At 68.8% G+C, this 23,410-nt stretch carries 23 protein-coding genes and 3 pseudogenes; 18 read left to right on the top strand and 8 right to left on the bottom strand.

What is annotated here, in order from left to right; genetic code table 11:
* Positions 1-587 (bottom strand): IS5 family transposase (locus ACIRPX_RS42520; RefSeq protein ID WP_404205483.1); only part of this gene is annotated, 587 nt, incomplete at its 3' end.
* A gap of 697 nt (positions 588-1,284) precedes the next feature.
* On the bottom strand, positions 1,285-2,697 hold the full coding sequence (locus tag ACIRPX_RS42525; RefSeq protein ID WP_404205484.1) for an ISL3 family transposase: 1,413 nt from the start codon (positions 2,695-2,697) through the stop codon (positions 1,285-1,287).
* 195 nt (positions 2,698-2,892) lie between these two features.
* Here ACIRPX_RS42525 and ACIRPX_RS42530 point away from each other — a divergent pair.
* Positions 2,893-3,273 (top strand): annotated as a pseudogene (locus tag ACIRPX_RS42530) (transposase); the annotation flags it as partial.
* Between the two features lie 34 nt (positions 3,274-3,307).
* Here ACIRPX_RS42530 and ACIRPX_RS42535 read toward each other — a convergent pair.
* A complete protein-coding gene (locus ACIRPX_RS42535; RefSeq protein ID WP_404205528.1) occupies positions 3,308-4,219 on the bottom strand; it encodes a transposase in 912 nt (303 codons plus the stop codon).
* Between the two features lie 53 nt (positions 4,220-4,272).
* Between ACIRPX_RS42535 and ACIRPX_RS42540 the strand changes: the two genes are divergently transcribed.
* The 7 genes from ACIRPX_RS42540 (at position 4,273) to ACIRPX_RS42570 (ending at position 10,937) form a co-directional block, all read left to right on the top strand.
* Positions 4,273-5,007: a hypothetical protein gene (locus tag ACIRPX_RS42540; RefSeq protein ID WP_404205485.1), complete on the top strand. Its 735-nt coding sequence runs from the start codon at positions 4,273-4,275 to the stop codon at positions 5,005-5,007.
* A 230-nt stretch (positions 5,008-5,237) separates the two neighbouring features.
* Positions 5,238-5,582, top strand: a complete 345-nt coding sequence (locus ACIRPX_RS42545; RefSeq protein WP_404205486.1) for a hypothetical protein — start codon at positions 5,238-5,240, stop codon at positions 5,580-5,582.
* A 1,112-nt stretch (positions 5,583-6,694) separates the two neighbouring features.
* Positions 6,695-8,194 carry a MarR family transcriptional regulator gene (locus ACIRPX_RS42550; protein WP_404205488.1) on the top strand — a complete coding sequence of 500 codons (1,500 nt, stop codon included), beginning with the start codon at positions 6,695-6,697 and terminating at the stop codon, positions 8,192-8,194.
* The gene (locus ACIRPX_RS42555; RefSeq protein WP_404205490.1) at positions 8,191-8,763 is read left to right on the top strand and encodes a helix-turn-helix domain-containing protein; all 573 of its coding nucleotides are present in this window, start codon (positions 8,191-8,193) and stop codon (positions 8,761-8,763) included. Before ACIRPX_RS42550 ends, ACIRPX_RS42555 begins: the two co-directional genes overlap by 4 nt.
* A gap of 167 nt (positions 8,764-8,930) precedes the next feature.
* Positions 8,931-9,647 (top strand): ParA family protein, encoded by a 717-nt coding sequence (locus ACIRPX_RS42560; RefSeq protein WP_404205491.1) that lies wholly within the window; start codon positions 8,931-8,933, stop codon positions 9,645-9,647.
* Between the two features lie 599 nt (positions 9,648-10,246).
* Positions 10,247-10,504, top strand: a complete 258-nt coding sequence (locus ACIRPX_RS42565) for a hypothetical protein (protein ID WP_404205492.1) — start codon at positions 10,247-10,249, stop codon at positions 10,502-10,504.
* 121 nt (positions 10,505-10,625) lie between these two features.
* On the top strand, positions 10,626-10,937 hold the full coding sequence (locus ACIRPX_RS42570) for a hypothetical protein (RefSeq protein ID WP_404205493.1): 312 nt from the start codon (positions 10,626-10,628) through the stop codon (positions 10,935-10,937).
* Positions 10,938-11,094: 157 nt separating this feature from the next.
* Here the strand turns inward: ACIRPX_RS42570 and ACIRPX_RS42575 are convergent, their stop codons facing one another.
* Genes ACIRPX_RS42575 through ACIRPX_RS42585 form a run of 3 tightly spaced genes read right to left on the bottom strand, consistent with a single transcriptional unit; the run spans position 11,095 to position 14,971 of the window.
* Positions 11,095-13,035, bottom strand: coding sequence for an AAA family ATPase (locus tag ACIRPX_RS42575; protein WP_404205494.1), 1,941 nt, complete (start codon positions 13,033-13,035; stop codon positions 11,095-11,097).
* On the bottom strand, positions 13,032-13,598 hold the full coding sequence (locus tag ACIRPX_RS42580; RefSeq protein ID WP_404205495.1) for a hypothetical protein: 567 nt from the start codon (positions 13,596-13,598) through the stop codon (positions 13,032-13,034). The genes ACIRPX_RS42575 and ACIRPX_RS42580 overlap by 4 nt, the downstream gene beginning before the upstream one ends.
* Positions 13,595-14,971 (bottom strand): hypothetical protein, encoded by a 1,377-nt coding sequence (locus ACIRPX_RS42585; RefSeq protein ID WP_404205496.1) that lies wholly within the window; start codon positions 14,969-14,971, stop codon positions 13,595-13,597. Before ACIRPX_RS42585 ends, ACIRPX_RS42580 begins: the two co-directional genes overlap by 4 nt.
* Positions 14,972-15,468: 497 nt before the next feature.
* On the opposite strand from ACIRPX_RS42585, the gene ACIRPX_RS42590 reads away from it, so the two are divergent.
* On the top strand, positions 15,469-15,717 hold the full coding sequence (locus tag ACIRPX_RS42590) for a hypothetical protein (protein WP_404205497.1): 249 nt from the start codon (positions 15,469-15,471) through the stop codon (positions 15,715-15,717).
* 444 nt (positions 15,718-16,161) lie between these two features.
* Here the strand turns inward: ACIRPX_RS42590 and ACIRPX_RS42595 are convergent, their stop codons facing one another.
* Positions 16,162-16,560 (bottom strand): ArsR/SmtB family transcription factor, encoded by a 399-nt coding sequence (locus tag ACIRPX_RS42595; protein WP_404205498.1) that lies wholly within the window; start codon positions 16,558-16,560, stop codon positions 16,162-16,164.
* Positions 16,561-16,657: 97 nt separating this feature from the next.
* Here ACIRPX_RS42595 and ACIRPX_RS42600 point away from each other — a divergent pair, with 97 nt between their 5' ends.
* The 9 genes and pseudogenes from ACIRPX_RS42600 to ACIRPX_RS42640 all read left to right on the top strand — a co-directional run bounded on the left by ACIRPX_RS42600 (position 16,658) and on the right by ACIRPX_RS42640 (position 23,129).
* Positions 16,658-18,640 (top strand): heavy metal translocating P-type ATPase, encoded by a 1,983-nt coding sequence (locus ACIRPX_RS42600; RefSeq protein ID WP_404205499.1) that lies wholly within the window; start codon positions 16,658-16,660, stop codon positions 18,638-18,640.
* A gap of 176 nt (positions 18,641-18,816) precedes the next feature.
* Positions 18,817-19,305, top strand: a complete 489-nt coding sequence (locus ACIRPX_RS42605) for a Fur family transcriptional regulator (protein ID WP_404205500.1) — start codon at positions 18,817-18,819, stop codon at positions 19,303-19,305.
* A gap of 8 nt (positions 19,306-19,313) precedes the next feature.
* On the top strand, positions 19,314-19,520 hold the full coding sequence (locus ACIRPX_RS42610) for a hypothetical protein (protein ID WP_404205501.1): 207 nt from the start codon (positions 19,314-19,316) through the stop codon (positions 19,518-19,520).
* 12 nt (positions 19,521-19,532) lie between these two features.
* Positions 19,533-20,555 carry a CobW family GTP-binding protein gene (locus ACIRPX_RS42615; RefSeq protein WP_404205502.1) on the top strand — a complete coding sequence of 341 codons (1,023 nt, stop codon included), beginning with the start codon at positions 19,533-19,535 and terminating at the stop codon, positions 20,553-20,555.
* Positions 20,552-21,577, top strand: a complete 1,026-nt coding sequence (locus ACIRPX_RS42620; RefSeq protein WP_404205503.1) for a WD40 repeat domain-containing protein — start codon at positions 20,552-20,554, stop codon at positions 21,575-21,577. The genes ACIRPX_RS42615 and ACIRPX_RS42620 overlap by 4 nt, the downstream gene beginning before the upstream one ends.
* Positions 21,574-21,967 (top strand): annotated as a pseudogene (locus ACIRPX_RS42625) ((2Fe-2S) ferredoxin domain-containing protein). The gene ACIRPX_RS42620 and the pseudogene ACIRPX_RS42625 overlap by 4 nt, the downstream one beginning before the upstream one ends.
* Positions 21,954-22,317, top strand: a pseudogene (locus ACIRPX_RS42630) (ArsR/SmtB family transcription factor). The pseudogenes ACIRPX_RS42625 and ACIRPX_RS42630 overlap by 14 nt, the downstream one beginning before the upstream one ends.
* 130 nt (positions 22,318-22,447) lie before the next feature.
* The gene (locus ACIRPX_RS42635; RefSeq protein WP_404205504.1) at positions 22,448-22,750 is read left to right on the top strand and encodes a hypothetical protein; all 303 of its coding nucleotides are present in this window, start codon (positions 22,448-22,450) and stop codon (positions 22,748-22,750) included.
* Between the two features lie 61 nt (positions 22,751-22,811).
* Positions 22,812-23,129, top strand: coding sequence for an ArsR/SmtB family transcription factor (locus ACIRPX_RS42640; protein ID WP_404205505.1), 318 nt, complete (start codon positions 22,812-22,814; stop codon positions 23,127-23,129).
* 5 nt (positions 23,130-23,134) lie between these two features.
* Here the strand turns inward: ACIRPX_RS42640 and ACIRPX_RS42645 are convergent, their stop codons facing one another.
* Positions 23,135-23,308, bottom strand: a complete 174-nt coding sequence (locus tag ACIRPX_RS42645) for a hypothetical protein (protein ID WP_404205506.1) — start codon at positions 23,306-23,308, stop codon at positions 23,135-23,137.
* Positions 23,309-23,410 lie beyond the last annotated feature (102 nt).

Raw genomic sequence — 23,410 nt, forward strand, 5'->3', positions numbered from 1 at the left:
GCGATGCGGTCGCCGGTGTCCGCGGCGGTGACCACCACGCCCAGCAGCAGGCCGAGCGTGTCGACCACAACGTGCCGCTTGCGGCCGTTGATCAGTTTGCCGCCGTCGAAGCCCCGGCTGTCCCCGCCGACGACGGCGTCCGCCTTGACGGACTGCGAGTCGATCACCCCGGCCGTCGGCTCCGCATCCCGCCCCAGCTCCTCGCGGACCCTCGCACGCAACCGGTCGTGGAACTCCTTGACCAGGCCGTGGTCGCGCCAGCGGCGGAAGAATGCGTAGATGCGGTCCCACGGCGGGAAGTCGACGGGCATCGCCCGCCACTTGATCCCGTTGTCCACGAGATACCGGATCGCATCGAGCATGGCCCGGTGGCAGTACGCCTCCGGCCGGCCGCCCCGGCCGCGCATCCAGCCCGGCACCGGCAGCAGCGGCAGGACCCGGGCCCACTCCGCGTCCGTCATGTCCGTCGGATACCGCCGCTCACGCATCGGGTTGTCGGCGGCGTTTCCGAACCGGTGAGCCAGGCAGTCACACTCCCAGGTGACCGCGCTGGACTGCCCGGCCATCGGCACGCAACACTGCTGCACCGGGGCCTCCTGCTGCTCGGTGATTCGACACCAACGAGTTGTTCAGGAGGCCCTGTTCGTATGCGCCCAGCGCCCCGCGACCACCCGATCGGGACTCCCGTTCGACGCGCATCTCTCAAGATCGAAAAGACAACAGCTTCTGAGCCGGACCGCACATCCTTACGGTTCACCAGGGGCAGGCTCGGAGAGCAACATGAATGAGGCGCCCCCTCACGAGGGGGCGCCTCGTCAGGTCCGTAGCACTGAGGCGGAGGCCAGAGCCTCGCGGATATGATCAACGCCGGGCCTCACCCCACGGCCTCGGAGCAGCTCTCCCCCTCCGTGCGGACCGGCCCGGCAAACCGTCACCGCCTTCTACGTCGGCATCGTACGCCGCGCTCGCGGGGATCTGGCTGCTGCCTGGCGCGGGCGCTGCCCTGGTCCCGGATCCATCGTGATTGCGAAGGACAAATGGTCCCATTGCCGCAGTCTTCCGCCCCAGTCGCCAGGCACTTCAACTCGGCGGCTCCATCGTCCAATTGCCTCGCGCGCGTGTACGGCGACGCGGTAGATCATCCCGATCGGGCGCGCCGGTATCCGTCGGACATGACGGAGTCCTTACTGTCGCGGCCCCGCAGTTCGTGAAGGACCCTGGACATGGCGGAGGAAGGCTCTGGTTCTGTCGTTGACGGGATCGGAGATGGGTGCGGCTCTTGGCTCATACAAGATTTTCGTAGCCGTTGATCATCCACAGATCGTCGTGGGGGCGGAGGGCGCGACGGGAATGGGCGACGAGGATGACGCGCTTGCGTAGCAGCTGGATGCCGGCTCGGCCTGCCATCTGGCGCTTGATCAGTTTCAGGTCGGTGACCCGGCCTTCCGCCACGCCGGAGTTGTGCGGCAGGGCCACGCCGGCCCGTACCGCGTCGAGGTCGTTGAGGAGTCCGTTGGCATAGCTGGCCAGTTGGGAGATCCCGTTCTTCTTGACCTGCGTGATCCAGCGGTCGAGCAGGCTGGTGCGCTTCTTGGCGAAGACGGCTGCGAAGGACTGGATGCGGTCGTAGAGGGTGTCCAGCTCCGGGCAGCGCGCCACGAGTTGCTTGACGAAGGTGCGCTGGTCCTCATCGAGGCGTTGCGGTCTGGTCATCAGCAGCCGGGAGACCTCGAAGGCGCTCCGGTCCGGCCCGGGCGGGGGCAGACCCGCGTCCAGGGCCTCCCGGTGGGATGCCGCATAGAGGCGGACCGTGGCCTCGCTGCCGGAAAAGCCGCGCTCGGCGACCTCCCGGAACAGCGCGGCGATGTTGTGCTCGCCCTCCGCCCATCGACGGTGCAGGTATCCCTGGTAGGGTGCGAGGATGCTGGCCCGCTGTGGCCAGCTGGGGGCGGCCTGCTGCCAGGTCGCGGCGCGGGCATAGCGGCGCACCGCGTTGCGGTCCAGGTCCAGGTGGCGGGCGATGGCGCGCAGCGCCATCCCCTGCTCCAGCAGCTCGTGCACCGCGGTGTGGAGGCGGCGGGCGCGGGCGGCGGCGAGCCCGCCCGGAGTTCGGGGCGCGGACGCCTCGGGGCCGGGATCGGGCAGGCAGTCCCGGTGGGCGGCGACCACCTCGTAGACCTTGCGTCCGAGTCCCTGCCACAGGTGGAAGCGGTCGCTGACCTGGACGGCTGCCGGGGCACCGGAGCTGATCGCGCCACGGAAGGTTGCCGAGCCGTCGCGGCAGACGGCCTCGATTCCTGGGTGCGCATGCAGCCAGCGGATGAGCGGTTCGGCCTCTCGGGTGTCCCATACCTCAATCGGCAGCCGGGTCTCGGCGTCGACCAGCAGCGTGCCGTAGCGGCGGCCCTTGCTTATCTCGAGCTGATCGCTTGTGTAGGGCTGTGACCTGCTCCGTCTCGTTGAGGACGGTGTCGGTGACGAGACAGAGCTGTCGTTCGTGAGTGGCGTCAGCAGGGGCCGATCGTGAGGAAGTGTGTCGTGGTGCGGTCGCTTCTTCGAGGACGGGGAGGCCAGCGGCTCGGAGTTGCCCGAGTGCGTGGGCGAGTTGGCGGCGGAGCCGCTGGTTGTCCTGGGTGAGGTCTCGGTTGCGGGCCAGGGCGATCTCCAGTCGTTGGGCGAGCGAGGCGTCGCTGCCACGTTGTCGTGGGGGCCCCTGCGTCGGCAGCGGGCGGCGGTCGAGGGCTCGCAGCCGTTCGATCTCGGCGCGGAGGTCGGGTTGGGTGTAGAGCCAGGATCGGGAGACCTCCGCGGCTCGCGCGACGGCTTCGAAGGTCACCGGGGCGCGGGTCTGTACGGTGAGTGGTGTAACTCCCGAGCTGGAAGCGACAGTTGATGACTGACGTGACGAGTGACACCGAGGCCGGGAAGGCCGCTGTGAGCGGGACGAGCGCCGTGGATGACGGGCTGGTCGCCGAGTTGGTTGCCCGGGCTCAGGCCGGCGGGGTGAAGCTCACCGGGGAGGGCGGCCTGCTGCAGCTGCTGACGAAGCGGGTGCTGGAGTCCGCACTGGAGGGCGGACTCACCGATCATCTCGGGCACGAGCCCGGTGAGCGGGCCGAGGGTGGCTGGGACAACTACCGCAACGGGCACCGCTCCAAGACGGTGATCACCGAGTCGGGGCCGGTCGAGATCGCGGTGCCGCGGGATAGGGCCGGGTCGTTCGAGCCGCAGCTGGTCAAGAAGCGTCAGCGGCGTCTGGGCGGGGTGGACGAGACATCTCATGTCGTTGGTGGGTCAAGTTCGGCGGTCATGCGGCGAGGGTGAGACGCTCCGGGAATGCCTTTTCGGCGTCGTAGAGAGTGCGGTTCCGGAGGCAGTGGTAGAGGCAGCCGAGGAGCTTGTTGAACAGATTCCGGAGGGCCGGGGTATGGCGTTCGCCGCCGTTCCGTCGGCGGTCGTAGTGGGCACGTGGCTCGGAGGAGCGCAGCGCCGCGAACGCCCACATGTAGCCCACGGCGGCCAGGCGCCTGTTCTTGACGGTCCGGGCCACCACGATGTGGCTGCGGCCCGAGGCGCGCGTTACCGGCGCGGCGCCGGCGTATGCCTTGACAGCTCTGGCGTCGGCGAACCGGGTGGGGTCGTCGCCGATCTCTGCGAGCACGCGTGCGCCGGACATGACCGACAGGCCCGGCAAGCTGGTGATGATCTGTGCATCCGGGTGGGACAGGAACGCCTCCTCGGTGGCGTTGGAGAGGACGTCGCCGCTCGTGCAGGCGGCATCGGGCTGCCGCAGCAGGGCCGTGGTCTGGTTTCCCATCGCCTTTTCAACCAGCGGCAGTTGGCGCATCTGCTGCGAGCGGAACAGTTCCCGCAGACGCTCGACTTCCTCGTCGACTGAGCGGCGGAGCCGGCCCGCCCGGTTGAGCAGTGCGCGGAGCTGGCCGCGGGTGAGCTTGGCGGCTGCGGCCGGGGTCGGCGCGGAGGTGAGGATCGCACGTGCATACGCGGAGTCGAGGCCGAGCTTGCCGCTGCCGTGGAAGGCCAGCAGGGCAGCCGGGAAGTATTCGCGCAGGTGGGAGCGGAGTCGGTTGACGAGTTGGCCCTTGTCCCAGATCGCGTCCTGGTGGGCGCGGGCGAGCACGGCCACGGCCTGGCCGAGCTCGCTGTCGGCGGGCAGCGGGCGGTGGGCCTTGATGTCGGTCCGCAAGATGTTGGCCAGGCAGCGATCCCGCTCTCACCGGAGACCAGACCTATACGCCGCTGTCCAGCGCGGTGCGCGCCCTGGACACCCGCTCCAGCGTCGCCCACACCAGCCTGACCAGCACCGGCACCGTGGCCGCCGGCACCGACTTCACCCTGCAGATCACCGGCGTCAACGGCGTCCCCAGCAACGCCACCGCCGTCGCCGTCAACCTCGCCGCCGCCAACGCCGCCGGCACCGGCTACCTCCAGGCCTACGCCACCGGACACGTCCCCACCGCCGGCACCAGCCTCAGTTTCAACAACGGCAACGCCATCGCCTCACTCTCGGGCGACGTGCCCATCGGCCCCTCCGGGACCATCACCATCTCCGTCCACGGCAACGCCACCGCAGTCCTGGCCGACATCTCCGGCTACTACACCACCAGCACCACCGGCCAGACATTCCACACCGTCAACCCCACCCGCCTGGTCGACACCCGCAACGGCATCGGCGGAAGCTCCAGCGCCGTCGCCGCCAACACCGCCTACACCCTGACCAGCAGCACCAGCCAACAGATCACCATGGCCACCACCCCCACGCTCGCCGCCATGCTCACCATCACCGGCCCCACAGCAGGCGGCTACGCCACCGCCTACCCCACCAGCGCCGGCAAACCTGCCACCAGCAACATCAACTGGGGCACCGGCGACACCCTCGCCAACCTCACCCTCACACCCACCGACAGCAGCGGACAGATCAGCATCTACAACAACAGCCCCGGCAGCGTCGACCTCGTCGTCGACTGCAGCGGCTACTACACCTGACACCCCCACACCCATGAACCCGCAGGCCCGGCCCCAGAACACGAGCCGGGCCTGCGATTCGCAGCTGAAACACTCCAGGTCTGATCGAGACTCGCATCCCTGCGAAGCCACCTGCCAGCGGTGCGACTTATCGCCGGCGCGGGTGAACCGAATGCACGTCAGCGTGAGTGGCCGGGACCCAGCCCACTACGAAGATCACAACCTGTTTGTGATCTTCGAACGGGAGTCCCGTGCCCCGTCACCTTGCAGCCGCGGCCGCCACGCTGTCCGCGCTCACCTTCCTGCTCACCCCCTCCACCGCATACGCCGCCAGCCCCGGCGACACGGTGGTCCTGCCGGTGCGCAAGGCCCTCGCCCGACTGCCCGTCTGCCCGTCTGCCCGTCTGCCCGTCTGCGACGAGGACCCCGCGGGCTACGAGCGCATCAAGTTCCGGCACCGGTTCGACGCCGACCACGACAGGTGCACCACCCGTGCCGAGGTCCTCAAGTCCAAGGCCGTCCGCCCCTGTACTCGTCGAGGTACCAGCTTTTCCAGTTCGGCGTTGGTGACAGCGAGCCGACCGAGGCCGCGCTGATGTCGGCACAGAGAAATGGCAGTTCCGGTGGTGTACCGGATGTTGCGAGAGCGCAGGCTGCCGCTCGAGGCAGCGGGCCTCTGCCGCATGGTCCGACCACCGCGCAGCTCTTGGACGGCCCCTGAAACGCCCGGCAGGTCGGTTTCGGCCAGGAACCAGTTGTTCCCGGCAGGAGCAGGCAGCGAGACGCCCTCGCCAGTGATCACTCCTAACAGGCTCCGCTGCCGGACGCGCCAAACGTCATCGAGCTTCAGCCGAAGCGGGTCGGCAAGGAGACACCTCGTACATGTACTTCCAAGTGCATCAGAGTCCGAGATGTCTGCTACAGAGCGACACCGGACCCCACTTGAAACCCGGAATGCCCGAATATACAGCGTAGGCGGCAGACAGAAACGACAATACCCGTGGGGCAGATTCGACCCGGATTCGACCCCAAGGATTTGTTCAGTCAGTAAACATGGCCTCTGACCTGCGGAAATGAAGAGCGGCAGACGAGTCAGGCTATACGCCGGGTATTCCTGAAGCACCTTTCTGACCTGCGGGTTTCCGGGATCGGACCGGCTGTGACCTGCAAGGACGGGTTGCAGAGGCGATCGGAGGCAGTCAGAGGAAACCGCTCTGATTCGACCCCGATTCGACCCGGGGTGCTCAGAGCCAGTCAGAGGCGATCCCTCTGATCCTGGCTCTCTGAGCAGCCGGGTCCGATCGGAGGCGATCAGACGCAGTCACTCTGCCAGCCGACCGAGTCGGGCGGAAAGTCGGCCAGAGGCAATCGCGCTCTGTGCCGGCCCCTTCCGAACCGGTCGGGCCTCAGTCGCTCGGGTGTGAACTCAGAGGCCCTGTCTCTGATTGAACCCCGATCGGCTGTGACCTGCCAGGGCATTCGAGCCGGAATTCGGCTCGGGCCGCTCACAGGCAGTCAGAGGCCCCCGATCACCGTGGTCGAGCTGCGATGGGGACGCCTGCCTCCCTGTGCGGAGCCAGGCACACGACGCCTCCAGGACGGCAAACCTGGAGGCCTCGCCTGGCACCGATGGGAGGTCGGTTCCGGATGCCACCCGTGGTTTTAGCGGGCCTGGGCGGCGTCCACGTCCTTGCGAGACGACCCCACCGTGACAGACAGCACCCACCAGCCACTCCCCCAACGACACCTCACCCGCCTCCGCGGCCCCCAGGGCCTCTCCCAACTGCCGTCGGCTGCGGCCGATCTGATCCTGCTCGGCGACCTCACCGGCCGCTACGCGACGGGCAGTTACAGCAGGCTCGGCTCCGACCGCCGGAGCGTGGTCCTGCGCGCGGACCGCCAGGGCGCGGCCGAGCACGGGCACCGGATCACCGCGGCCATCGCCTGCCACGTGGCCCGCGCCGGCGGCACCGTCGACCAGCTCACGCAGCTTCTGCTACATCCCGATCATGAAGGCGGACGGCACACCCGACACATTGCGGTGCGTTCCGGGCAGGCGCGTGCCCTGGACTACATCCGCCGGGTCTGGAGCAGCGCTTCCAAGACGATCAGCACCACCATCGCGCTGAGTTCCCGGCACGACGTGTACGAGGTGCTTGCCGCGTTGCGGGACCGCATCGAGACCACGCCATGGCGCGGGGAGCGGGGACGGACCGCGCTGCGGGTGCTGCGGGCGCATCTGAACTTCGCCGAGATCGCGGGCGGCCCCTTGCACCACGCCAGCGAGCGCCAGACCGCCGAAGAGGCGGGCATCTCACGCACGACACTGCGGGCCGTCTATGAGACCGTCCTGAAGCCGGGAGGCTGGCTTCGCCGTCTGCGGGTCGGCCATGGCCAGGAGGGCTCGACCTGGTACCTGGGCGACGGCAGCATCCCCGGTCACGGTGGCACGGCTCTGCTGTCTCGTTTCCGGTCCACTCAGTTCCCCCCCGACCCGGCACTTGAGGAGTGGACCACCCCTGAGACGGCCACGACGGCCGACATCGACTCCACCGTCCTCGGCCAACTCATGGGCCACGACGCCTTTGCCCACCACGCCCTCGGCAGTGCCGCCCTCATGATCATCAGCGCCCTGCACCAGCACCCCCACCAGAGCGTCAGCGATCTCGTCGGTACGTCCTCGGTCTCTCGCGCCACCACCTACCGGACCCTGCGGCGCCTCGCCGACCACGGTCTCGTCCAGCACACCGGAGAGACCTGGACCCTCACACCGCGTGCGCTGGAGGGGTTCGGTATCCGCCTCCCGGACGCTGGCAACGGCCACACGCCGGCACGGGGCTGGGACAAGGTCGCCGAGCAACACGGCACCTGGGGCGTCGCTGCCCGGCGGAAGGCCCTGCACACGGCGGAGCGGGCGGCCTACCAGGAGGCACTGGACCGGCTTGCGGAGCATCGCGGCAGGGCTGTGGTGCTCGTCCACGACGGCCGTCAGGTCCTGGTCCCAGCGCCGCGCCCCGACGAGGTCCCGGCGACGTGGCACACCCCCGACGGGCTCGTCCTCGACCCGCTCACCGGCCGTCCGGCCGCCGACTGGCGGGTCGCCACCGACGGCCGCCTAATCCTCATCACCCCATCCGACCAGCGCAGTTACGACGAGCTGGCCGCCGCCCACGCCGAAGCCCTCAGCGAATGGGAGTCCGTCGCATGAACCCAAATCCCCCGGCCACGCCTGGCGCGAGCGAGGCGGTGACACCCCAGGCCCTGCGCCAGCAGTACGAGTCCGGTGCCACAGTCGACGAGCTCGTCACCGCCACTGGCCTGTCGTACGGCACCGTCCTCAACCGGCTGCACGACGCCGGCACCGTCATGCGCACCTCCTGGCAGACCCGCCGGCTGCGGCAGAACCCACAAACCCGCAAGCGCCTCGCGGCCCACCTCCGCACCCTGTACGAGCAGCGAGGCGCAACCCTCACCGAACTCGCCGCCGCGGCGGGAGAGACCAGGCGCGGTGCCCGGCGCCTGCTGATCGAGGCCGGCGGCACCGTGCGCACCACCCAGCAGACCCTGCGGATGCGCGCGGCAGCCCGGGCCGCCGAACGGTACAAGGTCGCGCTGTCCCTGCGGGCCCGGTACGAGGCCGGAGCCACCGTGCCGGAACTCGCCCGCGAGCACAGCTACTCCGTAGCCACCGTCTACCGGCTCCTGCACCAGGCGGGCACTCGCATGCGGCCCCAGCACAAACACGGACCGACCCACGACCCGAGGAAGCAGCCATGAGCCCCCTCGTCCTCGTGGGTGTTCCCCGCCCTGCCTGGCAGATCAAGAGGGCGGCCGTGCGCCATGCCGGCCGCCACAAGACAGCACGGGCGCCCCCTGTCGTCGGCCCGCTCGCCGATGCGCGCACCCAGCCAACACCCCTTCCCGTTCGAGGAGATCAAGCACACGTGAACGAGAACACCCGTCACAAGACCCTGGCCGCGGCCACAGAACACGTCTGGGACGCGTTCGTGATCGTCGTCGGCATGCTCAAGGGCGGCACCGGCAAGACCACCTCGGCCTGGTTCATCGCCCTCTACTACGCCGTCGTCCTCGGCCTGCCCACGTTGCTGCTGGACGCAGACGCCACCAGCCAGTCCACCTACGACTGGTTCAAGGTCGCCCAGGCCGCCGGCTTCGAGATTCCCGAGAACCTGGTCGTCGAGCGGTACCCGTTCGACGACATCGCCGAGTACATCCGTGCCAAGCGCGCCGAGTTCGGCGCGATCGTGGTCGACGCCGGCGGCGGCAGCGCCCGCATCTTCCACGAGGCTGTTACCGAGGCGAACCTGCTGCTCGTCCCGGTCGCCCCCACCAAGATCGAGCGCCGCAAGCTCGTGGCCACCTTCGACGAGGCCGAGCGCGCCGCTGCCCGCAACGAACACGGCGTCACCGCCCACGTCGTCATGGTCAAGGCCGACGACCGCACCAGCCTGCCCAGCCGGGCAAAGGACCAACTGCTCGACCCCGCCGAGGGCGAAGGCATCGGCCCGGACCGCGACGAGGCGTTCCCGCTCGCCGAGACCACCATCCACTCCTGGGTGCACTACATGGAGGCCTTCGGCGAGATCCCGACCGAACTGAGCGAGTACGCCAACCTGATGAAGGAGCTGACCGCGGCATGACCGAACGCATGAAGCCCCCGGCCCGCCGCGCCGGCGGTCGCACTCTGGGCGGGGCCAAGAAGGCGACCCCGCCGCCCCCTCCCCCGGCCGCTGAGCTCACCCCCGAGCAGTTCGCTGCCGAACGCGCGGCCGGCCAGGACGAAGGCCGTCCCGTTGTCGATCGGTCTCAAACTCAGCCCGCTCCTTCCACCGTTCCCATCGAGGCATCGGCGCAGGGCCGAACCGAGGCAGTGCCCGAAGCAGCGGAGACGTCCACCCAGCCGACCGCCGAGGTGGAACCGAGCAGCCCCGTGCCGGAGCCGGCCACCAGTCGGCCGGTTCGCCCGGACGTCGTTGCCTCCGAGGCGGGGGGCGGTGAGGTGCAGGTGGAGCGGCAGGTGCCGCCCGTGGTCCCGGCTTACGAACCTGTAGCTCCTGTGGTGCGTCCGGCGCAGCCAAGCGAGCCCGCTGCGCCACACGACCTGTCCCCCATCACGTCCGCGGCTCCAGATGTGGCCCCGGCCGCCGAGGTGGCGGTTCGTCCGGCAGCTTCTCCGGCCGCAGGCGGTACCGCCTTCCCTGTGAGGACCGATGGTCCGGGGTCTCACCAGGAGCAGTACGTGCAACCGGAGGCAGCACCCAGCGAGGGAACGCCGTGGGCTCACGGTCCCGGCCGCCCCAAGGACATCCCCGAGACCGCCGTGATCCTCAACCAGCGCATCATCACGCGCGAGAGCCTCGACTCGTCGGTCCCCGCCGCGCTGAAGCTCAAGAAGCGAATCAAGCGCTTCGCCCTCGACAACGAACTCGACCACCTGCCCATCGGCGACATCGTCTCCGTCGCGCTGGACGAATGGCTCACCACCCGCGGGTTCTGACCCCCACCGCAGGCACGGGGCGGCCACCGCCATGCAGGAGGCGGCCGTCCCGTGCCGACTATTCCAATAGCCCTATAGGCGGATAGCTATTCGCCTATCCGGACCGACCGGAGCCGATGTCGTGCCTGATCACTCTCCGTACGCCCGCCAGCTGCGGGAAATCGCCGACGCGCTCGACGCCCAGTGCCAGCCAACCGACGACGCCCTTGCGCCGCATCCGGACACCCTGGACATCATCAGAAACCGGCACACCAAGCGCGGACAACTCAACCATGCGGTCCCCGAAGTCCTTCAACTCCAGCGCCGGATCCGCCGCTACAACGCCGACACCGACCTCCCCCATGGCGACATCGTCGCCCTCGCCCTGGACACCTGGCTCCGTGCAAAGGGTTACCCGCCCGGCCCGGCGTCGACCGGGTTGGAAATGCCATGACCGGATAGCACAATCAACTGCGCTCGATTCGATCAGCCGGCAGTTCGGTGTGCTGTCCGGGACGTCTGATCAGCTCTCGTTACTTGATCGCTCCGCTCCCATCCGCCTGCCAGCAGGCCTCTGGGCGCATATTCGGTATCCCGGGGGGGGGCGTCGCTCAGGACTCCTGCGAGATGTCCGCAGGATCTCCGATTGTTTTGACGTTCGACAGACCCGGGTGGTGAATTGTCGCAACCGTCGGGCTATCGTAGTCGAAGTCGATCTCAGCGTAATGGCTTCGGTACTCGGCCGGCAGATTATTGTCCGCGATGATGAACTGAACCTTCCTCTGGTTTGCATCGGCCAGCGTTACCAGCCTCCGGTACAGCGCCGCCGCAAGAGCGTCATTTGGAGTGTTGAGAGCCAGCCTGGGTGTATCGATCAGCAGGAACGCCGGATAGGGAGTGTCCGGGTTTCTGAGGGCAACGGCCAGGAGCGAAGTCCAGTAGGCGAGTTGGGTTGCCGTCATCATGCCACCACCGGGAGGCATGAGGTCCGAGAAGATTTTCCCATTGAGGATTGGCAAATAATTGGTGGGGTGGATTGCCGCCGTCTGCACTCCTGGAATGCGAAGTGTCGTGGCTGCTGCCTGAAATTCTTCCGAGATCTCGTCCAGCATCTCGTCTCGCCGCTGCGCCAGCGTTTGTGTGGCCTGGTCGATCCGGGCCTGGAGTCGCTCCTGTTCAGTGCGTAGTTCCTGCACTGCGTTCTCCAGGTCGTTGACGCGGTCCCACTGGCGCAGCACTCCTTCGAGTTGTCCCTGCTGCGCCCGGGCTGTCGCCAGGCGTTGGGTGGCGTCGCTGTAGGCTTGAAGTCTGGGAGTGACGCGGTCAGCGGTGCGGCTGTCGAGTTCTGCGGTGAGTTTTTGGACCAGGTTCTCCCTGCCCGCTGCCGCGTCGTTCGCTTCGCTGATACCCAGGATCAGAGAGGCAAGTTGGTCGTCCATCTCTTCGAGTTGCTGGGTCAGCTGGCGCAGCTCGTACTGGTCCTGTTCGCCAGAGGTCTCCACGGGGTCCGGTTGTAGGCAGACGCGGCAGGTGTCTGCAGGCACCTCTCGTTCGGACAGTGACTGCATGCATCGCGGGCAGACAAGGAATTCGATATTGGCGAGTCTCTCGCCGGCGTCGCGCATTCTGTTGAGCCGATCCAGGTCCGACTGGACTCGCCGCTGCTCCTGGGCGCATTCGTTTTTCTGGCGCTGCAGCTCTTTCACTGTGGCGCGGGCGTCGGCGAGACTGCGTTCTGCCTCCGTGAGCAGGTCGCGCATGACTTGTGTGTGGCGATCGACTACGGGATCGATCTCATCGCGCAGTGCGGCCTGCTGGGATTCCGCTTCGTGTTCTGTGGCGATTGCCCTTTGAAGAGCTTCTTCGGCCTCGACTCTTTGCGTCGTCTCACTGTCACGCAGGAACTGGAGTACCGCCTTGTACTGCTCAGTCTCTGTTGCGATTTTCCCTTTGAGTAGATTCACCTGAGAGCGCATATCAAGAATGGACGAATCGGTGAGCCCGAACATGAGCTCAAAGACGATCTTCCTTTTGGGCTCCAGATAGCTCTGACGACTGTTGGCGATGTCGATGTTGATTTCGTACTGCGGTAGATACAGAACGGAGAGGACGTCGTTGAATGTGATGCGGCTGCCTGCTTTGGTGCTCTGCCCTGATGCCGCGGCCCTCATGTCGTCCGGGAACCCGAGGGCTGTGAGCAGGAGGGTGTTGAGGCTGGGCTGGGCCGTGCCGATGTGGTGGTCCGGGAGGCGCTCTTGCGCGGTGAGGTCGGTGACCCTGGCCTTCTTGCGCTTGGTGCTGTCGAGACTGCGCGCGATGCGCAGTCTCTGGGCGCCGATGGTGACGTCGAGGATGACGTCGTTGACGTGCTCTTGGGCGACGGTTGCCAGCCTGGCGTCGCCGCCGAAGCCGAACTTGATGAGTTCCAGCAGGGTGGTCTTGCCGACGCCAGTCGGTCCGGCAAGTACGGTCAGATCAGAAGGGAACTGGTAGTTGGCCTCGCCCTCCGTGGTGGCGAGAGTGACAGCGTTGATCCGGAACGGTGTGCTCATCGGATCACCTGCCGGTGGGGGCGGTTCATGAGCGGTGCGAGTCGCTGGTAGATGCGGTCCTTCAAGGCGTTCCCTGTGAGTCCGGAGGATGCTTCGGCGACTGCGTGGCACCGGTCGCTGATAGGCGCCCACTGGTTCGTGGCGGACATGTCTCGGCTGAGTTGCTTGCCGGCCGGTGTGGGGGCGAGGGCGACGCTTCCTTGTCGGCCGCGCCTGTAGGTGAGGAGCCCTCGTCCGACGAGGGCTCCGATCACGGAGTAGTAGCGATCGTCCCAGGGGCCGTACTTGTAGCGGGTCATGGGAGCTTCGACATCTGTGGGGTGCGCATCGTCGGCTGGGGTGAGGTGTAGCCGTGGATCTGCAGGTTGGAGTTCTTCGAGGATCTGCGGTGCGAGTGCCGGGTAGCGGACCAGGAAGTCGAGCTTCGCCAGTTTGGTAAGACCGTCGAGCTTGTTCTGGTGTCCGGGCGTGGCAGCAACAGCCGTCACGAGGAGCAGGATTCGGGCCTGGTGGTAGGCCAGGTCTTCGCGCAGCAGGGCCAGTTCGAAGGCATCGTGGCTCATGATGCCTCCTCTCGCTGAGCTCGACGGCGCGTGATTTCAGCGTCGATGTCGAAGCGCTCGCTGAACCACACCTTGCACTGGCTGGTGAGGTCGCAGATGCCGCCCAGGGCCAGGTCTCCGTCCATGCCTACGGGCAGCGCCTCCTCGGGAAGGTCATCGACGCGCCGCTGAATCTCTTGCCACAGCGCCTGGCCTTGAACAGTGGCATTCGATGTCGCGGCTGCCGCCTCGTCGCTCACGCGGTGCAGGCGTCGGCGAAGCCTGGCCTGCTCGGCGCGGGCAGCGGGATCCCCGTCGAGCCGGTGGCGCCAGTAGTCCCGGTACTCCCGTTGCAGTTCCTCTGCCCGTTCGATGCTGTTGTCGCCGCAGTGACCGGCGGCCATCTTGACTGCCAGGCGGCTCAGACGTGGCTGGGCAACGAGCGGCTGGAAGCCGCGCGGATGGGCAATCGCCGTTCTGATCGCGATGTCGATATCCGTCATGGAGACGATGCGACTGACGTCCGAGCGCTCCAAGTCCGCGGCACTCGGCAGCGGGGTACCTGGTTTGTAGGCGAGGACCGCTGGGAGTTTCCCCCGGGGCATGGGGCCAGCGGCTCTCATCCGGGCGCGCATGAGGTCGTGAACGGCCTGCCAGACCGGGTCTGGCGCTACATCTGCACGAAGTCTTTCCAGTGCGGATTTGGCGTACATGTTGGCCGCTGCGTAGGCGACGAAGCCCCGCGGCAGACGGGTGTGGTCGATGACGAGCATGGAGAGGAACCGGGCGACCTGGGCCTGCTCTTCCTCTGCTGGTTCCCTCGGGTTGCTGTTCTGATTCCACGCAGATGGGAGGCGCTCCGACTTGGTGTGCTGCCGTATGCACTTGCACAAGTCCTTGATGGACTTCTGATGCTCCTCGCCGGGGGCGAGCGGAAGGCTGGCCATGCGCAGCCTGCGGAGGTGCTCGATGGCGGCGGCCAGTTCTTGAGCGGCACCCGACAGTCCAGGAGTGGTCACCAGGCGGCAGGTAGGCTTCTCGCCCAGAGTGTGCCATCGGTTGAACAGGTGGGCGATCCCACCGTCGTCGGCAAGCTGGTTGACGGTGGTGTAGGCGCCGTAGGGGGCGTCTCGGTGTTTGGCTGAAACCAGTTCGACGTCATCGTCAACCGCGACTGCCCAGTCTTCGTGGCGCTCGCAGACGATACGGCATGTGTTGTCGGCTGCGAGGAGGCCATCATCGTCGAGCGCCATTTCGTACAGGGACAGACCATCGACGGTCGCCATCGCCGCTTGCCAATCGAACAGGTCAGCCGTCTGCGCGCCGGCATCGTCCGGCTGCGGCACCGTCCAGAACAGCTCAACAGCGGTCGGGCCCATTGCGTTCGCGTCCAACTACACCCCCCGGATCACAGGGGTAACTGTGTGTGCTCACCAGCTCACGGTCAAGTCCTGCTGCGCAACTGAAGGGAAGCGCTCACGACCAGCTCCCACAGCCGCAGGCCAGGTTGCACGGCTGTGTAACCTGGCCTGGGAGCCACGGCAGACTCCTTTCCACCATCGCGCTGCACGCCGCCGTCGCCCAGGTGTTCAACGAACGCGGCGACAGCGGCGCGTCGTCCGCGGCGGCACCGTAGAGGTCTCCAAGTCCGACCGCCAGCCCCACCTGACGCTCTCCGACGCCCGGCGTACACAAGACCTCGAACTTCACCACCGGGGAGATCGACGGCTTCCACGAGGCCGCCGACCTGCGCGACATCGACCATGTCGACCTGCTGTGGATCCAGCGGCGCGGCGCCCCGCGCCTGTACCGCACCGGGCAACTCCCGCCACTACGCGGCACCAGCGTCCCACTGAACGCCCGTTCTCTGCTCCTGTACACCCGCGGCTCCGTGCCGTACTTCCGGACCTACCCCGGCCTGTACGTCCCCCAGCCACTGCTGATCCGGCCCGCAACACACGGCACAGATCTACTGACGGCCAGCACCGACATCCTCGCCCTGACCAAGATGAACTGGAACAACGCCCAGCTCGACGAACACGACCCGCTCACCCTGCGCACCGCCTACCGAGTCGGTTCCATCCTCAAACACGTCCCGGCCGACGCCCGCATCGCCACCCGTTACGCCTACTACATGTAGCGCTCAGGACACCGCCCTCAGCCGTCTGCCAAGGAAAGGCGGCGCAGGGCTGGCCGCCCTGAACCGGCGATGCAACGCATCGGCATTGCCCACTGTGAGAACGGTCATCGGCAGCGCGGTCACCGCATCCCGGCAAAGGATTCGCCACCGTCCGGCCGATCCGGGACGTGATCGAACAGCGCGTGCGCGGCCTGCTCGTCGAACTGGGGACCTGTCCCCGGAGGCATGCAACGAGTGCGGCATCCGCATCACCGCCATCCCAAGCGGACGGAGCACACCGAACAGATACCGGTGTTCTACCCGCTGGGCAGAGGCCCGGTCGGCTGCCCCGACTGGATTGACCACTCGTTGCCGCCGTGTCTGTCCGACACGCCTGAGGGACCGGCATGACCGTAGGACGCCGCAGTCCAGGACATCCGCGGGAAGCACATCCCGCACTTTTGATCAGCGCGTCAGGCCGGGCGTGGTCTCCTCCGTCTGGTCCGCGTCGTCGGCGCCGCTGAGGCCGAGGCGCTGGTGCTCGATGTGGTAGACGGCCTGGTCGAGGAGTTCGGCGACGTGGTTGTCGTAGAGGGCATAGATCACCGAGCGGCCCTGGCGCCGGCCGAAGACCAGGCCGAGGTTGCGCAGCAGCCGTAGTTGGTGGGAGCAGGCGGACTGTTCCATGCCGACCTCGGTGGCGAGCTCGGTGGCGGCGCACGGGCCTTCCCGCAGGCGGGAGAGGATCAGCAGCCGGGAGGGGGTGGCCAGGGCCTGAAGGGTGGTGGCCACGCGGGCGGCGCTGTCCGCGTCCAGCCGGGTGTGCGGGACGGGGTTGTTCGCGGGGACTGGCTCATGGCCCATGGTAGCCATCATACAAGCAACACTTGAAGAGCTGTTCATATGTACCTGTATGGTGGATGGGTCGGTACGTCCTGCCCTGATGAAGGGTTCCTTTGCCATGCCCTCCTCCGCCCTGACCGAGCGGCCTGCGGCCGTCCCGACCGCGCATCCCGAGGCCGCCACGCTGCGGCGGCGGACCCGGGTCTTCGCGCTGCCCGAGGCCCGGTGGGCCGCGGCGGCCACGGTGCTGTTCCTGCTCGCGCTGCCCCTCCAACTCGCCGGTGCGCCCGCCTGGGTGTGGGGTTCGCTGTACGCCCTCGCCTATGCAGCCGGCGGCTGGGAGCCGGGCCGGGCCGGGCTGCAGGCGCTGCGGGAGAAGACCCTCGACGTCGACCTGCTGATGATCGTGGCCGCGCTGGGCGCTGCGGCGATCGGCCAGGTGATGGACGGCGCCCTGCTGATCGTCATCTTCGCGACCTCCGGCGCGCTGGAGGCGCTGGCCACCGCGCGCACCGCCGACTCGGTGCGAGGGCTGCTCGACCTGGCCCCGGCCACCGCGACCAGGATTGGTGCCGACGGCGCCGAAGAGACCGTGCCCACCGCCGACCTCGCCGTCGGCGACACCGTCCTGGTCCGGCCCGGCGAGCGGATCGGCACCGACGGCCGGGTGCTGGACGGCGCGAGCGAGGTGGACCAGGCCACTATCACGGGCGAGCCGTTTCCGGTGGCCAAGGAGTTGGGCGATGAGGTGTTCGCCGGCACCCTCAACGGCAACGGCGCCCTGCGCGTGCGTGTCGAGCGCGACGCCTCCGACTCGGTGATCGCCCGCATCGTGCAGATGGTCGAGGAGGCGTCCGAGACCAAGGCGCCGACCCAGCTGTTCATCGAGAAGGTCGAACAGCGTTATTCCATCGGCATGGTGGCCGCCACGCTCGCCGTGTTCGCGGTGCCGCTCGCCTTCGGTGCCGCGCTGACCGGGTCGCTGTTGCGGGCCATGACGTTCATGATCGTCGCTTCTCCGTGCGCGGTGGTGCTGGCGACGATGCCGCCGCTGCTGTCGGCGATCGCCAACGCCGGGCGGCACGGCGTGCTGGTGAAGTCCGCCGTGGTGATGGAGCGCCTCGGTCAGGTCGACGCCGTCGCGCTGGACAAGACCGGGACACTGACCGAGGGCACCCCGCGCGTGACCGACGTCCGACCGCTGCTCGGCTCAGGGCTCACCGAGGACGAGTTGCTGCGTCTTGCAGCGGCGGCCGAGCACCCCAGCGAGCATCCGCTGGCCCGAGCCGTCGTGGACGCCGCCCGCGCCCGCCGTCTCGCCCTGCCCGTCGCGGAGGACTTCACCTCGACCCCCGGCGTCGGGGTCACCGCCACCGTCGACGGCCGCAAGATCGCGGTCGGCGCCCCTGCCCGGCTGCTGTCCGGTGCTGAGGGCGCGCACACCACGGTCGCTGCCGAGTTGGAGGAAGGCGGACGCACCGCGGTCCTGGTGGTGGTCGACGGCGTCCCGGCCGGGGTTCTGGGCATCGCCGACCGGCTGCGCCCGGACGCCGCCGCTACCGTCGCCTCCCTGACCGCGCTCACCGGCGCCGCGCCGACGCTGGTCACCGGCGACAACTCCCGCGCCGCCGCCCGCATGGCGGCCGAGGTCGGCATCACCGATGTACGTGCCGGACTGCTCCCGCCGGACAAGGTCGCCGCGGTCCGGGAACTGGAGGGGGCCGGCCGCAAGGTGCTGGTCGTCGGCGACGGTGTCAACGACGCCCCCGCTCTGGCCGCCGCCCACACCGGCCTCGCCATGGGCCGCGCCGGATCCGACCTCGCCCTGGAGACCGCCGACGCGGTCATCGTGCGCGACGAACTGGGCACCGTGCCGACTGTCGTGGCGCTCTCCCGGCGGGCCCGTCGACTCGTCGTCCACAACCTGGTCATCGCCTCCGTGTTCATCTCCGGCCTGGTCGTCTGGGACCTGGCCGGCACCCTGCCGCTGCCGCTCGGCGTCCTCGGCCACGAGGGCTCGACCGTCATCGTCGGCCTCAACGGCCTGAGGCTGCTGCGCGAGTCCGCCTGGGTCCGGGCTCGCGCCGAGGGCCGCCGCTGACCCGTCCCGGCCCATCCACCCTCCAATGGTCCGCCGCACCCACCCCGGTGCGGCGGACCATTGCCATTCCAGCCGTTTCAATACATGACCCACGATTCATATGGACATGGATTTCATTTCTATCTACGGTAGGAGGTGCCGACCGACTCCACACGAGCCAAAGGGAGTGATGCGCCATGGGCGGCCGGATGACACGGCAGCGCACGGCGGTCACGCGTGCGCTGAGGGGCTGCCAGGACTTCCTGTCGGCCCAGGAGTTGCACGCCCTGCTGGTCGCCGACGACCACGCGATCGGCCTGACCACCGTCTACCGCGCCCTGCGCGGGCTGGAGGCGGACGGCGGCGTCGACGTCGTACGGGACGAGACGGGAGGGAGGCTCTACCGGCTGCGCCCCGCCGACGGCCACCGCCACTACCTGATGTGCCGAAACTGCGGCCGCAGCCGCCCGGTGGACTCCCAGGCCGTCGAGGAGTGGGCAGGCCGGATCGCCGCCGCCACCGGCTTCGCCGCCGTCGAGCACACCGTCGAACTCACCGGCATCTGCGCCGACTGTCTGCCCCGCACGGACGCACGCCGATCGTCCGGGGACGAAGGAGAACAACCGCCATGCCACTGGGATCGCGCCCCGGACCCGCGCAGCCGAGTCCGCAGCTGCGCGAGCTGAAGGAGACCGTGCGCACTCTGCTCGGCCTCGACGACGACACCGCCGTCATGGTCCGCCAGCTCACCTGCACCGAACCGGGCTGCCCACCGGTGGAGACGGTCATCGCCGTGCTCCCCATGGACGGCGATGCCCGCCGCTGGACGCTGCACCAGCCCGCCGAGCAGATCACCGCGGACGACCTGCGCGCCGCCCTGCTCACCGACCAACTGCACTGACAGGAGCCAGACTTGACCACCCCCGAACCCCGCGAGCCGCACGACGAGCGGGTCCCCGTCACCGTCCTGACCGGCTTCCTCGGCTCCGGCAAGACCACCCTCCTCAACCGCATCCTCACCGAGAACCACGGCATGCGGATCGCCGTCATCGAGAACGAGTTCGGCGAGGTCGGCATCGACGACGCCCTCGTCCTCGATGCCGAGGAAGAGATCTTCGAGATGAACAACGGCTGCATCTGCTGCACCGTGCGCGGCGATCTCATCCGCATCCTGATCGCGCTGATGCGCCGGCGCGAGAAGTTCGACCACATCCTCATCGAGACCACCGGCCTGGCCGACCCCGCCCCCGTCGCGCAGACCTTCTTCATGGACGACGAGATCGCCGCCCAGCTGCGCCTGGACGCCATCGTCACCCTCGTCGACGCCGCCCATGTGCTCCAGCACCTGGACGAGGTCAAGCCGGCTGGCGTGGAGAACGAGGCCGTGGAGCAGATCGCCTTCGCCGACCGGATCGTCCTCAACAAGACCGACCTGGCCGACGACGAGGCCATCGTGCAAGTCGTCAGCCGCATCCGCGCCATCAACGCCGCAGTCCGCATCATCCCCTCACAGCACGCCCGCATCGACCTGCACGAGGTGCTGGACGTGGGCGCGTTCGACCTGGAGCGGGTGCTCGCCGACGACCCGGCCTTCCTCACCGAGACCGAGCACCAGCACGACACCACCGTCACCTCGGTCGGCATCGAGCTGGACGGCGAACTCGACGAGAATCGGCTCAACGCCTGGCTTGGCACCCTGCTGCGCACAAAGGGTGTCGACCTCTTCCGCTCCAAAGGCATCCTCGCCATCGCCGGGGCACCGAAGCAGTACGTCTTCCAGGGCGTGCACATGCTGCTGGACGGCACCTTCGCGCGCGACTGGCGGGAGGACGAAGTACGCCGCAATCGGCTGGTGTTCATCGGCCGCAACCTCGACCGTGAGGCACTCGAAGGCGGCTTCGCCGACTGCCTGGCCACGGCGGGAGCGGTCGCGTGAATACGACTGTGGAGTCCCCGCTCACCTGGGACATCGGCGTAGACGACGCACCCGTCGCGCTCAGCGCCCGGGGTGACCTGGTGGCCGCCGCCGGAGCCGAGGGCACCGTCACGGTCCTCGACGCGGCGATGGGCGCCGAGATCGGATCCTTCAAGCTCCCCGGAGGCGCACTGAGCGTCGAACTCGCGCCGGATGAAGGGCACTTGGTGGCGACCGGTCCGATGGGGTACGCCCTGTGGCGGCGCGCCGACGGACGGACGACGGTCCGCGAGTCCGGCAGCTGGTCGTCGGCCGCCGCCTGGGCGGACGGCATGCGGGTCGCCGTCGCCTCCGGCCGACGCGCCCTCGTACTCGATGCGGACGGAGGGGAGTTGTGGCGTACGGAGCCCGCCGCGTCCACCGTCACCGACCTCGCCTGGATGCGGCAGGGGCGGCGCCTGGCGGTGGCCGCGTATGGCGCCGTGCGCTGCCACGAACGGCACACCGAAACGCCGGTCGCCACCTATCCGTACGTCGGCTCGCACCTCGCTCTCGCCGTCGCGCCCTCCGGGCAGTGGATCTGCAGCGGCAACCAGGACGCCTCCATCCACATCTGGCGCGCCCGGGACGGCGGCGAACTGACCATGTCCGGCTATCCGGAGAAGGTCTCCCGCCTCGCCTTCGACGACAGCGGCTTCTGGCTGGCCGCCGACGGCGCGCCCGACGTGACCGTCTGGGACTTCTCCGGCAAGGGCCCCGAGGGCACCGCCCCGCGCTCGCTGCGCTGCCACGAGACGATCACCGCGCTCGCCTGGCGGCCGGGCGCCCTCGGTCACCTCGCCAGTGGGGGCGTGGACGGGAGCGTAGCCCTGTGGTACGCCACCGCCGGACGGCCGCAGCAACGCCTGCGTCCGGCACGGGAGCTGGACGGGGACGGGACGGCGGTCGCCGCGCTGGCCTGGGCGGGCCCGCACCTGCTGGCCGTCGCCTGGCGGGACGGTCGGGTCCGCACGTACGGCGTTCCCTCCCGGACGGCACTGTGAACCGCTCCGTGATCCGGGCGGCGGCGCCCCGGCCCTGCACGCTCGTCGTGTGCCGGGGTTGCTGCTGCGGCAACCCCCGCAAGTCCCCCGGCACCGACCACGCCTGGCAGCTCGACCGGTTGCGCGCGGACGCGGCGGAAGGCGGCTTACAAGTCCGCACGACAGACTGCCTCGGCCCCTGCGACCAGGCCAACGTCATCGTCGTCCAGCCGTCGACCGCAGGACGGCGGCCGCGCCGTCTGGATCGGCTTCGCCATGGACGACGACTGCACCGACGACCTGCTTGACTGGGCGGCGGCGGGTGGCCCGGGCGTCGCCGAACCACCGGCCATGCTGGAGCTCCAGCGCATCCGTCCGCCACGCGAGGCCCGCACCCGTGCACGCCGATGACCTCGACGCCGCAGGCGGCCGTGACGTCCTCGCGGCCGCCCGGCTCGACGAGGCCACCGCCGCCTCCGTCGCCACCACGCTCCAGGCCCTGGCCACCCCGTCGCGCCTGCTGATCCTCACCGCCCTGCGGCAACGCCCGTACCCGGTCGGCGAACTCGCCGCTGCCGTCGGCATGGAACAGTCCGGCGCCTCCCACCAACTGCGCCTGCTGCGCGCTTGGCCTGGTCACCGGCCGCCGCGACGGCCGCAGCATCGTCTACAGCCTCTACGACGACCATGTCGCCCAGCTCCTCGGCCAGGCCGTCCACCACATCGAGCACCTGCGCCTCGGGGCACGCGACCCCGGCTGACCACGCGTCCCGACCGACGTGGGTGCCCCTCCCACCACACATGCATGGATTGCTATATATTAACTTCGCCATATGCGTCCTGCGGCAGCACCACCGGCAGGGCCCCGAACAGCACACCCAGGAGCGCGACATGACCACCGCCACCGAACACCGCACGCACGACGGCCACACCCACGCCCACGGCGAGGGCTGCGGCCACGTCGCCATCCCGCACGGCGACCACACGGACTACGCGCACGACGGCCACCTCCACAAGGCCCACCACGGCCACGTAGACGAGTGCGCGAGCAGTGGCCATGCCACCCACGAGGGACACGACCACCAGCACGGCGAGGGCTGCGGCCACGTGTCCGTCCCGCACCAGGACCACGTCGACTACGTGCACGACGGCCACCGCCACGCCGCCCATGCGGGACACTGGGACGACCACTGACCAGGACCTCGTTCCACGGCTTCACAAACCGAAAACCATTGTCACATGCTAATCTGCGCATGTGACAATCCCACCTTCTCCGGCAGCCTCGACGGACGAACCGATACGCGCACTGCAGGCGGCCAGCGATCTCCTGCGGGCGCTGGCCTCGCCCGTCCGCATCGGTATCGTCCGTGAGCTGTCGGAGGGCGGGAAGTACGTCCACGAACTCGTGGCGGCCCTGGGAGTGAGCCAGCCGCTGGTCTCCCAGCACCTGCGCGTGCTGCGCACCTCCCGCATCGTGACGGCGCACCGTCAGGCCCGCGAGATCCACTACGCCCTGGCCGACGACCACGTCGCCCACATCGTGCTGGACGCCATCCGGCACGCCCCGGAGTAGCCCCATCAGTTGAGGCGGGCGACCCGCCACGGAGCGGGGGCCGCACGGAGCCCGTCGGGCAGCGATCCGTCGTCGGGCATGCCGGCCCGCAGCCAGCTGCCGATCGCCTCGGCGTCGGCCTCGCCCACGAGCGGGCCCAGGCGCACGACGGCCCCGGCGGGCCGGCGGTCGACCCGCACGGCTGCACGGCGGCGTACAGCCCACGGCCGCGTCGGCAGTGCAGCACCTTCTCCAGGCAGCCGGTGGAGACCATGACTGCGTGTGGGCAGTCCCGGACTGCG

Origin of the sequence: Streptomyces sp. NPDC101225 (genome assembly GCF_044767585.1) — a bacterium.
Lineage (GTDB): Bacteria > Actinomycetota > Actinomycetes > Streptomycetales > Streptomycetaceae > Streptomyces.